Below are 12690 nucleotides of genomic sequence, written 5' to 3'. Positions count from 1 at the left end.
CGAGTTGCTGTGTATGTACTTCAGGAGGGCGGGTGGAAACGATTTATCAGAAGTTTAAAGGGCACAAAGTTAAGTTCGTATTTAATGACAAAGCGTTGTCTTATGAGTATAGCGACTCGGAAGATTCTATCGCGTTTGAGGCCCAGTATGATGAAATTGATGTGGAAAATGTCATTCGTTCTACATCAAAAAATGCGATATGGAAATTTATCGCGTCACCTTTTATTTTTCTGGCACTATTTGCTGTTGGTAAGGCTTCGCTGAATGTTGATTCGATTGAGAAGCTTTTAGCAGGGCTGGTGGTCACTTTGATTTGGGTGTTATTAGCGGTGGGATGCTGGATAAAATACAAACGCTCTGAAGTTACCTTTACTATGTTTGATAGTGTGAGAGGCCGTTTGATTGTGGTTCATGATGGACAAGAAGATAAAATTATTAATCTCCTGAAAAAGTCAGTATCCAATTATCAGAGTATGCTTTCATACTTAACGAGTAATGCAGTGCATTAAAATCAGTTCTTGAGATACAAGTATTAACTTTGCTTTTTTTGGGGGGCTCGGGAAAAGGTATGGGCAATACACATAACATGCTAATAATGGCGCGGATGTAACGTCAGGCTAACGCTCATTCGCTGTGAAGCTTAGTCTGTATTTGACGCTTAATATTGGAGCATTGACTTATTTGTTAATTCTATGCGGAAATTAATACTCTTAGATATTGTTTTGGTATTGGTCCCTGCGACTATCTTAGCTGTTGGAGGGCTGTTTTTAAGCTACTTCATAGTGTTGGATTCGTTAGTAAAAACAGTGAAACTATACGAGTTCTTGGTGTTGTCATTACTTGTAATGTGTACTTTGGCTATTGTCTCTTTGTGGCTATTGTTAGTTGAGTTATATAATACGAGAGAATATCTCTCTAAAAAAACAAAAAGCTACTGTAACTTTTTTGCTCTCCTTGGCGGCATTATTGCTATTTGGGCTTCAGTTTCAGTGCTTATAAACTCAATATTTGGCTTCGGGTCACCTGAAGTTTTTCAAGTCGGTGGATTATTTAGTCCTGGTATTCCCATGCTAATACCCTTAATGCATTACTGTTATCTTTTTCGGAAGTATTATTCTAACCGAGGTCATTAGTTAATGACAATGTAACGCTAAGATCGCACTGCTTCGGCGCTGATTTCAGAGTGGATTTAGTTGCACATTTTTAAGGGCTTATAGCCAAGATGAAAATAGTAACCTCTTTACCCTATGATGTAATATTCCAAGGCGAGTCTTTTGTCGACAGATATAAAATAAATATGCTTGGGTGTGTCGCACCTGCATTTAGCTTTTTCTTGTTACCAGAGGAACTTGATTTTTTAGTTGTATTTTTACTTTCGGTGTTCTATTTTTATGTGATTTTTCTATCTGGGCTCAGTAGAATTTTATGGAAATTTGATAAACCACTTTGGTGTCAGCTTTTTTTATCTCTACTATTTGGTCTGGCTGCGGTCGTGTTTTTCAGGTTTTTCGACATACAACATTGGCTAATCCATGATGTTGGTTATTTTCCTGATGGAGAAGTAAAACACTACTATGCGACTGTATTTTTTGCGCCGCTATTAGCAGCATACCTCGATTCGTTTAAAAAAGTAGAGTTAGCTTTCTACAAATCTAAGGGGTTTGACTATCGCGGTATGATAGTTGATCTAAATGGCTTGTGACTAGCTAATCAATAGAGCCTGTAAGTAGGTTGGGGAAATACATGTGTTGTGTTTTTTATAAAAGGCTAAAGGGCCTAAAAGGCACCTCATATATTACCTTGCAGTGGGGTATAAAGCGCTAATGACGTACATCCATTTAAAGGGCGCAAAGCAATAGCAGCGTTTCGAGGAAATACTTTGAAATCACAAATAACCAGAAGTTCACTACTGGAGCTGTCCCGGCAATATCCAATCGATGCAGGGATCAAAGAGTGGCGTTTTCGTTGCACAGAAGTAGGTCCATCTCAATATTCAGCAGAGGGAGAGGATACGCTGGGGCGTAAAGCTGGTTGTTCGGGTGTCGATTTTCATGAAACTCTAAATAGCTGTATTCAACAGGCAAAAGACATTAGTCAAATGACGAGAAAATCAAAGGTGCAGTATCAGTTAAATTATAAGAGCGAAGTCAAATTTGGCCCTGCATATTACTCATTGGAAATCGAAGGACATAAAGTACCGACTTTCTACTATGGGTTTGAACGCAGTGAATTGCTAGGTGGCCGTTATTTAGCTATTCAAGAATGGCTTACAACAGATTATAGAAAGGGGCCAAAAACGAGAGTTGCAATTTTTGACTTAGAAAAGAAATTGGTTTCACGCTTGGAGATTGTTGAAAAAGGTTTTGTTAGTGACTTTAGGCTTACAGAAAAAATATTTTCTTACCGAAGAACTTACTATGCAAATGCGAGGGTTGTTGATCAAGAAGTAGACTGGGATTCCATTGAAAAGTGGAGCGATATTTATTAGTCATGAACTTTTTGACAATAGTAAAAATAAGAGGGAAGTTTTGGTGTTGATTTTTTAAAATGGTTTTTCTATTTCAAAGTTTAAGGTAGGGGTTGTGAATTGTTCGTGTGATTTTTTCATTAATTAATATTGCTCCTTTTAAAAGTCAGATGTATCTTTTTTGGTTAATTAACCACTATTCATTTAGCCTCATTATTACCTCGTGGCTAAGGCTGCTCAAATAAAGTGCTTATACTAGTCTCTTCTTTGATTAGCTAACCATACTGTTCTAATTCTTGTAACCCAGTTACGGTAGAGTGAGAGTGTAGCTTTAGTTGCTGCAAGTTTTTGGTCTTGCCTAAGTTTCAGTAGCGAGGAAATAAGCCTGATGGCGTTGTCTCTCATAAAGGTTATTTGGCAGGGTGAAAACACTTGGCTTTATGACTCAGCTGTTTGTTGCATTGAAGCATTTTGACGCCATCACATGGTGATGGAGAATCAGACTATATCAAGGGGTTAAATAATGTTTTCTAAACAATTTTCGTTTTTTATTTCGCTTTTATTAGTTGGCTGTGCAAGCACTCCAGCTTATCAGTTTGTTAGAGATTTTTACACGTATGAAGAAGATGTATATGATAACCTGACAAGCACTGGTGATACTTGCTTTGATAAAACCTCAAAAATAAAAAAAGAGTATAACAAGGCTACTATTTTGCTAATCGATAAAAATAAAAAGGACAAATCTCCAATTCAGGTAAATACTCAAATTGGGGTTGAATTTATTTTTCAAGAGCTTAAAAGCAAGGGTTTTCTTCCTATGAAAGAGCTTGGCATTACTGAAAAAGTTAAGTTGAAACACCCAAGGTTGGGCGGAGGGCCTCTATTTGCTTATGTTAATTATGCATGTGATAACAATTATGAGGTAAGCAGCAACCATGTCGAAAAATTTGATATAGATGTGGTAGGGGCTTGTGTGTCTGAACATACATCAACTCTATTCAGCTATCGAAAATATCCCGCTACAGAGAAAGAAATAAAGCGACGAAAATTACTAATGAGTTGTTTTGAAGCAAAAGGGCTCTAGAATCGGAGCTTCTAGGAATGCGGTGCTATGCTTTTTCAGGGGCCCGGACGACATCCCGACTTGTACTTGAAGGCGTTGTGCCGCACATTGTTTATAGGAGTTTGAAGCATGGAAGGAAATAGCGCCTTTTTTATCATTTATTCTGTTTCTCAAGCGATTGAGGCTTTGATTGGTATAGTAAGTACCATAGTAGTCAGTATTGCTGCGTATAAATTCAGTGAGGTTAAAGGGTTACCCTGGGGGAATGTTTTATTTTACTCGATATTAGGGTTTGTTGCTGTTTCAATGGCACAGTGGGTAACAATGGACATTTTGATGGGATCAGCGGCAGATAGTGAGATATTAGTCGAAAGTATTTTTTTCGTGATATTGAGTATTCCATTCTTGTTAGCTTGCATAGCCCTTTATAAGATAGCCAGTCATATTGGTGATGATGCGTAGCTACGTATCATAAAAAAACTGGGTAAACCATGCCGTACTTTCTTCTGTTGGTCCTATATGTATTGGAGATAATTAATCCTACGTGGGATGATTCCCAGTGTGCTGAAGGCAAGGTTTTTCACTCCCGGATATTATAACTATTTAGAACTAACTTCCCTAATGAGTAGTTTGAGAGCAATCATGGTAATTTTTAGTTCAAAAAGTGTATATGCCATAATTTTTACACTGGGTATGTCAATTTTCCTGGTTATCTCATCTTGGGGCATTATGCATTGGGCCAACAATGCAGAAACGGTTGAAAGAGTAGAAAGACAGAGCATGCAATGGAAAGGCTTTGAATTGACAGAATACTCATTTACTGCGACTGACGCCTGCATATTTTTGGACTACAGTAAAGTGCAAGTGGTTGAAGGAAAGCCTCAATTATTAGAAGGGAAGCAAAAGGTGACTATTGAAGGGCGCTTCGATTTGGCAAAAGAGGTAATTCTGAATGCAGATGCCCTGCGAATTGAATACCATCCATTATATGGCTTTCCACTGAACATTGAGGTTGACTGGGACGATCAGGTTGTTGATGATGAATGTAGCTATTCAATTAAGGAGTTTAAGGTGCCTTAACAAGGCTTGTCAGCTTCCTCGCTTTGTTTACTTGCTCCCCTGATTTGACTGCGTTTGGAGATGGCGCATAAAAGGACATGAACTATGGAACAGTTAAAAATTGCTTTAGCCCTTATGGGCTTTTTTACCGGAACCTGTTTGATTTTGGGTGTGTTGACCGGCCACTTTCATTGGGCCTGTTTGCTAGTCGGTGGTTTTTTGTATTTTATATCATACGTGCTCTGGCCAAGTAAAAAACGTGGGAAACGCGAGACAGAGAGCGCAACAATGGATTTCCTCGAAGAGATTATTGAGTTTCCAATCGATGTAATCAGTTGGTTTTTGCGGGGCCTGGGTCGTTTATTTCGTTACTTGCTCAGTACTAAAGGCAATGGCGGGGACATTGATTTTTAACACTCACACTGGGGTGAGAGTTAATCAATTGCACAGAGAGTTCGTATCTATTTTACGTGCCTGAGCTGAAAAGTTTTTTTGATGGTGTTGTGCCCGGGATCAGGTCCTTTTATCGTCGCGGAGTAATAAACTCATGTTGGTTGAAAATTGGACAGTCACTCTATCTCAACTCCGCTTCAGACCTACCTAACATGACAATCTCATAGTTGGCTCAAATTTTGATACATACAGATAGGTATTAGAAATGTATCAAGGAGTTACCATGTTAATGTACAAAACGGCCGGTGCTGGCCCAGTGGCTGCTGAAAACAAAGTTGACACTGGCAGTAAATTGCCGGGGAGTGGAAATACAGACTCAGGCTTCAGCCAGGAGCTTGCTATGGAAATGCCGGAGTCTCAACCCTCAGAGGTTAGTTTGCAATATCAGCGAAAAGAGTTGCAGACGACGATCCGCAACGATAACTTTTTAGGCGAGATGCAAGAAGCCATTATAATGCAGCGCCTGGGTGTCAACCTGGAAAAGATCAAACAGCTGCAAGAGAAGCTGGATGAGCTTGAGGATTTATTTGAAGCTGGCTATTTATCAGAAAAAGACTTCAATGAAAAAGCGTCAGTGATAGAAGAAATGATCGCGCAAGAGTATCAAAAAGGGCAGAAGCGGGCACAAGAGAACGGGCAAAAGCACGAGCACGTCATGGTTGATTTTTAATTAGGCTTGCCATGGTTAAACGTTTTTAGTTTGCGGTGCTCAAACTTGGGTAGTACAGGTTAACCCGTATCACTGAACATGGTAATTGAGAAAGGTAGAGAAGTAGCAGCCAGCCAAAGTAACCAGTGAGCACGCCAGCCTAGCTTCTTGTTTGGCTAGTTATGACATGGCATTTAACGTCCCGTAATTATTTCATTTATCTAAAAATGCTGACATGAACCAAGGAAAGCGGTCCTGATAGTCTCCCCTTAATTTTTGATTTCCTTATTTCATGGCTGGGGCTCTTGGTGTTGCTCAACTGGAATATCCAAATATATAGCAGCAAGTGACGGAGCTAGTGACACCATGCGCCGGCAGGTAAATTATAAGCTATGAGTACAATGACCGTTTCAGAATAGCCTGCTTAGTTAAAACCGCTATAGGGATGATAGCTTTTGTGAGATATCAATAAGTGGCATCGATTTACTGCTGTTAAATAACACATCATTCGCTAAATGATTGCTCAATCACTCGCAAGTATAGTGACATAAAGCCTTCAAAATTAACTTTGAAACACTGCAAGGCAGGTCTGTACAATATAGGATATTGCCAGAGGTAAAAAATCAGTGCTTTCAGAGTAAAGCGTAATGTTAAGCACTACATCAAAAGGAAAGGTGTATGAGTGACTCGATAAAGTCAAAAGTCCCAGTGATATTTCTGCTATGTATTTCAATCTGGTGGGGAGTCTATTACCAGTCTGATAGCTGGCTAAATGATTATGGTCATGCAAACTTTGAGTGGCTATATCTTTTAGATGCGTTGCTTGTACTACCCGTCTTGTGCTTCTTATGTGTCAAGAATTATAAGCAAGCCTTGCTAAAAGCGATTGTCCTAGTGTGTTTGGCTATTTTGGTGGGGAGTTATATTATTCCCGAACACAGCAAATTGCTTTGGCATTACCTTGAAAGCGGCCGTTATTTTGTTTTAGCGGCAATTTTGTTGCTTGAACTGGTGGCAGCGATCACCGTATATTTTTCAATTAAGGTTGCCATCGGTCAGCTCGAAGATCCGGATAGCGCGATAGAAACATCAGTTAATCGGTATTTGGGTGACAGCACTTTGGCGAGGTTATTTACCTTTGAAATACGCATGTGGACTTTTGCGCTCTTTGCAAAGCGAGTAAAAGCAGAGCACTTTTGTGGTGAGCAGCACTTTACATATCACCAAAAAGATGGCGCAAAGAGTAACTTACTTGGGTTCATTTTCTTGATTGTCCTCGAAATGCCGATCATGCATCTATTTTTACATTTTGTCTGGTCACCGTTGGCTGCGAATATTGTGACTTTTCTTACCTTTGCAAGCTTGGTCTTCTTTGTTGCAGAGTATCGCGCGGTGTCTCGCAGGCCGGTCTCTTTGGTTGGTAATGAGCTAGTCATTCGTTATGGCCTGTTTCATTCGTTTGTTATCCCTTTAAGAAACATCGCCAAAATACAATCGCATGACGAATATGTGGCAAGAGCCCAGTGCGTAAAGCGTTACAATTACGCTGGTAACCCGAATGTCAAAATTGAGTTGGCTGAACCGCAAGGCGCGGTGGAGTACATTTTCATCGGTCTTGATAATCCAGAACAGTTTATTTCAGCCGTGAAAAAGCGTGTTGGAGCGAACGAGCACTAAAGTGGTAAGCATGCCCTGCGAGTCAATAATTCATACAATTAGCGAGAAACCGCTTTCAGGCAAGGTGCGTCAGGGCTGAAAGCGGTGACGAATAAGGTTGAGCTTTTACTTCCCGGCTCACATTGAAAGTGTGCAGCCAAAACCTAACGAATAAGCTGTTGTTGTTTGTGGCTGGTTGACAGGCTGATAGTCCGTTATCGGCCTGTACTTTAAACAAGTTAGTAAGTCTCTTCATAGGCGTCGACACAGTCTCATAGCTATTTACGATACCTTCAGATCAACCTGTGCCTCGATTATCTCAAGTCATAATTTTCAAAAAATTACTGCGCTGTAAGTTTCAAGAAAGTTTGTTCCCTTAAGTTTTACTTAACCCCGGACAAATGAGTTGTCCGATACAGTAAGTTTGACTAACGGAGCACGGTAATGAACAAAACACTTTCTTTGATTTCTCTGGCATTTATGAGCTTTTCTACTCTGGCTGACGATCAGGACCAAGGCATTCAATGGGGGATTGGCGCAGCAATTGTCTCTCAGGATCAGGGCTATACAGATGTTGGCAATGAGACCATTCTGGTGCCAGCTTTGGCCATTCAGTCTGGTAATTTTTCATTATTAGGACCGCGTGGCAGTTATAAAGTCTGGCAGCAAGAAAATATAGAGTTTTCGGTTGTGGGTCAGTTACGGCTGGATGGTTACGAAGAAGCCGATGGTGACATTTTCCTGGGCATGGAAGACAGGGACATGAGTTTCGACTTTGGGTTTGAAGGGGAGCTGGACACTGAGTTTGGCGAGTTTGGCTTTTCTTTTATGCACGATGTGACCAGCACCCATAAAGGGTATGAGGCTGGTGTAAGTTATGGCGTACCATTTAACGTAGGCGATGGCCGCATTGTGCCCTATGTGTCTGCCAGTTATCTGAGTGAAGATCTGGTTGACTATTACTATGGTGTTCTACCCAATGAGCAACGCGCCGGACGTATGGCTTATGTGGGCGAAGCAACCATGAATGTTGAGGTGGGTGTCTCCAGTGATTGGTTCTTTGGTAAAAACCATATGATTAAAGCTGACCTGAGCTATACCGCCTACGGCAGCGAGATCGAAGACTCTCCATTGATAGGTAAATCTGGTGCTGCGCAACTATTGCTGGGGTATGTATATGTCTTCTAAACCCCTTGTTCTGCTGAGTCTAATAGCTCTGCTTGGCTGTCAGGATCAGCAGCGTGACGCTTATGTAGAGGCTGATTCTAATCAGCCAGCTATTCAGTTAGCCACTGTGCTGCCTGAGCGGGTTATGGACGTACCAAAGAAAGTATTTTATGGCCAGATTGAAGGCGCAGAAGATACTCAGCTGGCTGCGCTGAAATCGGGTCGGGTAGAAAAGCTCTGGGTACGTGCTGGGCAGTTTGTGACTCGGGGCACAGCCTTGATGGAGCTGTACGATCCCGTGGCTTATGCGCTACTGGATCAGGCCCGGGCTGAACTCCAGCGGGCAAATGCGGCGTTTACCAATTCCCGAGTCGAATTCGAGCGTGCTGAGGCTTTGGTAAAACGTAACCTGCAAACTCAGTCTCAGCTGGACAAGCTTCGTCGTGACCTGGATATGGCCTATCAGCAGATAAATAAGGCGCAGGCCGAAGTGAATGCCGCGCGCAATCAACTTGCGGAGTTGACCATCAATGCGCCATTTGATGGGGTGGTGAGCGATCTTCTGGTACGTAAAAAAGAGTACGCTGACGCTGGGCAAACGGTAATGAACTTTCAGGCGGCTGATGCGTTACATGCCCGCTTTGCAATTCCCGAAGAGGTGGCCTTAAAAGTTAATGCACAACAGCAGGTAGAGGTATTTGTGCCCGCGTTAAATGAGTCAATTAAGGGGGTAATTGTAGAGCGCGTATTGCCGCTGGGGTCTCGCTCTCCTTTCTTTTTTTTGAAAGTCCAACTGGCAGCACAAGAGCAAAGCTGGATGGGCCTGAATGTACAATTACAAATACCGCTTTCAGATCAGCGCTTGTATCAGCTGCCAGGCGGTGTCTTGCATTATGACGAAACAGGTCGGTCTTATGTCGTGCTGCAATCGAGCCCTGAACGACGCCAGTACGTGCAGGTCGTAACAGGGCGAGCCAATCATATATTGGTAAGTAGTGAAGAAGCGCTTGAATCACCTGCATTGGTATTTGCAGACAGTCGGACGCTGCAAACCCCCTCGCTTTATAAGGAGTAAGTTGTGAATAGAACGCCCTGGTTTGTCAACCCACGCCTGATCCTGGGTTTGATATGTATTGTGTGCTTTGCTGGTGTGGGAGGCTGGTTTAGTGCTCCTGAGCAGGAAGATCCCACTTTTCCATATCGCAATGGTCTGATTGTGCTCAATGCCAGTGGCCTCGAAGCCGAGTCTTTGGCGCAGCGTTACATTCGCCCGCTAGAGCGCGTGTTAGCACAAATAGATGAGATCCAGGCCTACAGTGCTCAGGTTAAACATGGCGCTGCGTCACTGGATATTGAGTTAAAAGAAACCGTGTACAACACCGATCAGGTCTGGCAACGGATCAAAGAAAGTATTGCGCCAATACGCCAGAGTAACCCGACGTTGTCGATGACCATCATGGATCGCGTGCAGGACACCCAGGGTATTTTTTTGTCAGTGCGCAGTCGGGGAGATTTGTTGCAGGAGCGCCAACTTGCCATCGCGCTGCGTGACCAGCTATTGGCACTTAGCACGGTACGTAATGCACAGCTAGTGGGCGATCCGGGCCAACAGATAGCGGTGGCTTTTTCACAGCAGACTATGCAGCAAACGGGTATTACCCCGTTGCAGATTGCACAGCGTATAGCAGCTGCTAATAATACAGATTCGGTGGCCAGCATCACTGACGACAGAGCTAACCTGATCTTATCTCCGGTGGCTCAGTTAGACTCTACCGATGAATTAAAAAATACCCTGATAGCAACGGCTCAGGGTCAGCAGTTACCCCTTTCAACTTTGGCAGATGTCCACTATCGTACCGACCCCAAAGCCCGAGAGTCTTTCTGGGTTGACGGTCAGCAGCAACTTGGCGTGGCAGTAACCCTGGTACCCAACCGGATCCGTATTGCTCAGGCAGGAGAGCAGATCACCCAGCTGGTTGAGCAGTTTAACCAGACCCATGGCGCAGAGATCGTGAGCATTGAGTTATTCCAGCCCAAGTGGGCCAAAAAGCGCAAAGATGCCCTGATGCAATCTTTAATGCTTAGCCTGATTGCCATTGCCGCTATTTTGTTTATTTTCTTGTCCGCAAGCGGGGCTGTCAGTGTGTGTATTGCAGTGGTGGCTATCACGCTATCTGCCATAGCGGCATTCAGTGCCATGGATGGGGTGTTACACCAGATGACGATTGCAGGACTTATTTTGTCTCTGGGCCTGATGGTTGACAATTGTATTGTGGTTGCCGAGCGGTTTAATCGCCATATTTCGTCTGGCACCGACCCTCTGCACAGCGCCATCCAAAGTATCCATGAGCTATGGCGTCCTTTATGCGCGGCCACCGTGACAACGATAGCGGCATTTTTACCTATGCTCATGGCCAAGGGCAGTGTGGCAGACTTTATTGCCAGTATTCCGGTGATGGTTATTTTGTGTATTGTAGCCAGCTACGCGATTGCATTGACATTGGTGCCGTTGCTTAACCGCTATTTGCCTGTTCGCACACTGAGGGCGTCACGCTGGCAGCAGCAGTTGCAACAACACTTAGAGCGGGGCGCATTGGCTTTATCGCAGTTTACGTTGCAATATAAAGCGCTGACTTTGGTTGCGGCTGTTGGTTTATGCGCCGGATTAATGTCATTGCCACAAGCTGATGGCGAGTTTTTTCCAAAAACCAATCGTAACCAAGCCATTGTGGATGTAGAGCTGCCAATAGGCAGTCATAAACTATATACAGCCAGCATATTGAACCAAATTGCTGAAGACATTAGCGCCCGAGCCGACGTCCAGCGTACCTTAGTGTTCAATGGCTTTTCTGGCCCGAGGTTTTACTACAATTTGGCGCAAAAGCCGGATGAAAGTCATATTGGCCGTGTGGTACTCACTGCACAAACCAATACAGATATGGCTCAGTTAGTTGAACAGCTTAACACCAGCTTGCAAAAAGCGTATCCAGAGGCCGTGTTGCGCGCCCGTGAACTGGGCCAGGGACCGCCATTAGAAAGTACTGTGGTAATGTGGCTAAGTGGTGAAGATTACGATGTACTTCGCCGTGCCGGTGAAGAGGTATTTGCCATGCTCAAAGCAGATGCGCGCTTCGAAGCGCCGGGGAAAGACTACGCGGTCCCCGTACCACAGCTGACGATGACGTTTGATCAGCAACGCCTTAGTCAGTTTGGTCTGACGGAAAGCCAACTCAATGACTATCTGGCCTGGCGCAGTTCAGGCCTGACTATGACGCAAGTGAGTTTTAACGATGAGCCAACAGCGGTGGTATTGTACGATCCGAATTCCAGCCATGACAGCATGGACATGATGAATACTGGTGTACTCACGTCTTTGATAGACAAACCCGTACCAGTGCATGCGCTGGCAGATACTCAGGTACTTGGCCAGCCGGCGCTTCTGGAGCGCAGAAACGGTGTGCCCGTGGTTAAACTGATCAGTGAAGTGGCACCGGGTGTGGATGAGACTGAACTGCTCACTGAGCTGAAGCCAGCACTAACAGCTATTGCACAGCGCTATGGCCTTAAACTGGAGTTTGGGGGCGAAATGGCGGAATCTGGTGAGGCCAATAATGCACTGGTTAAAACGCTGCCGGTTGGCGCATTGCTACTTTTTATAGCCCTGATACTGCAGTTCAACTCACTGCGTTTAACCTTACTTGTGATGCTGAGCATTCCGTTTGCCGTTATAGGTGCACCTGCCATGTTGAGTCTGGCACAGGTTCCGTTCGGGTTTATGTCAGTATTGGGTATTCTGGCATTAGCAGGGATTGTGGTAAATAATGCTATCTTATTGATCGACGGTACTTTGTTTTACGTACAAGGCGGTCAGAATACTCAGACAGCCATCATATTATCGGTACAAAATAGAGTGCGCCCTGTTATAGTCACTACAGTTACAACCATCGTGGGCATGCTGCCGCTAACGTCAGCCAGCAGTCCGTTGTGGCCACCGCTGGCATGGGCCGTTATCGGTGGGTTGATCACTTCTACAATACTGGTGCTGGTGGTCATTCCGGTGTTACTACAACTGCTGTTACCCAAATGTAGTCAGCACTCATCGGCAGATGTGCCACGCCTGGTTAATATATGCACGGAATAACGAGAGAAAGTACTGCACAGTCAGACAATGGAGAA

Annotated in this window: 12 protein-coding genes; all 12 read left to right on the top strand. The window is 43.8% G+C overall.

Going from position 1 to position 12690, the window contains the following annotated elements; genetic code table 11:
- Positions 1-32: 32 nt before the first annotated feature.
- The 12 genes from MHN31_RS15835 (at position 33) to MHN31_RS15780 (ending at position 12655) form a co-directional block, all read left to right on the top strand.
- Positions 33-509 carry a hypothetical protein gene (locus tag MHN31_RS15835; RefSeq protein WP_138536568.1) on the top strand — a complete coding sequence of 159 codons (477 nt, stop codon included), beginning with the start codon at positions 33-35 and terminating at the stop codon, positions 507-509.
- Positions 510-1222: 713 nt separating this feature from the next.
- On the top strand, positions 1223-1702 hold the full coding sequence (locus MHN31_RS15830; protein ID WP_125563782.1) for a hypothetical protein: 480 nt from the start codon (positions 1223-1225) through the stop codon (positions 1700-1702).
- Between the two features lie 177 nt (positions 1703-1879).
- Complete coding sequence (locus MHN31_RS15825; protein WP_239444723.1) at positions 1880-2488, top strand: hypothetical protein; 609 nt, start codon at positions 1880-1882, stop codon at positions 2486-2488.
- 502 nt (positions 2489-2990) lie between these two features.
- Positions 2991-3551: a hypothetical protein gene (locus MHN31_RS15820; protein WP_239444722.1), complete on the top strand. Its 561-nt coding sequence runs from the start codon at positions 2991-2993 to the stop codon at positions 3549-3551.
- A gap of 108 nt (positions 3552-3659) precedes the next feature.
- Positions 3660-3992: a hypothetical protein gene (locus MHN31_RS15815; protein WP_239444721.1), complete on the top strand. Its 333-nt coding sequence runs from the start codon at positions 3660-3662 to the stop codon at positions 3990-3992.
- 267 nt (positions 3993-4259) lie between these two features.
- Positions 4260-4610 carry a DUF6174 domain-containing protein gene (locus tag MHN31_RS15810; RefSeq protein WP_138536576.1) on the top strand — a complete coding sequence of 117 codons (351 nt, stop codon included), beginning with the start codon at positions 4260-4262 and terminating at the stop codon, positions 4608-4610.
- Between the two features lie 84 nt (positions 4611-4694).
- Positions 4695-5003: a hypothetical protein gene (locus tag MHN31_RS15805; protein WP_125563773.1), complete on the top strand. Its 309-nt coding sequence runs from the start codon at positions 4695-4697 to the stop codon at positions 5001-5003.
- Between the two features lie 262 nt (positions 5004-5265).
- Positions 5266-5712: a hypothetical protein gene (locus MHN31_RS15800; RefSeq protein ID WP_125563771.1), complete on the top strand. Its 447-nt coding sequence runs from the start codon at positions 5266-5268 to the stop codon at positions 5710-5712.
- A 657-nt stretch (positions 5713-6369) separates the two neighbouring features.
- Entirely contained in the window at positions 6370-7368 is a 999-nt protein-coding gene (locus MHN31_RS15795; RefSeq protein ID WP_239444720.1) for a PH domain-containing protein, read from the top strand.
- 423 nt (positions 7369-7791) lie between these two features.
- Entirely contained in the window at positions 7792-8535 is a 744-nt protein-coding gene (locus MHN31_RS15790) for a MipA/OmpV family protein (RefSeq protein WP_239444719.1), read from the top strand.
- Positions 8525-9589, top strand: coding sequence for an efflux RND transporter periplasmic adaptor subunit (locus tag MHN31_RS15785; RefSeq protein ID WP_239444718.1), 1065 nt, complete (start codon positions 8525-8527; stop codon positions 9587-9589). The genes MHN31_RS15790 and MHN31_RS15785 overlap by 11 nt, the downstream gene beginning before the upstream one ends.
- 3 nt (positions 9590-9592) lie before the next feature.
- Positions 9593-12655 carry an efflux RND transporter permease subunit gene (locus MHN31_RS15780; protein ID WP_239444717.1) on the top strand — a complete coding sequence of 1021 codons (3063 nt, stop codon included), beginning with the start codon at positions 9593-9595 and terminating at the stop codon, positions 12653-12655.
- Positions 12656-12690: the final 35 nt, after the last annotated feature.

Source organism: Pseudoalteromonas sp. McH1-42 (genome assembly GCF_022347845.1).
In the GTDB taxonomy this organism is placed as follows: Bacteria; Pseudomonadota; Gammaproteobacteria; order Enterobacterales; family Alteromonadaceae; genus Pseudoalteromonas; species Pseudoalteromonas rubra_D.
The sequence above is the reverse complement of the archived record's forward strand: the minus strand, read 5'-3'. Positions and strand labels throughout refer to the sequence as shown.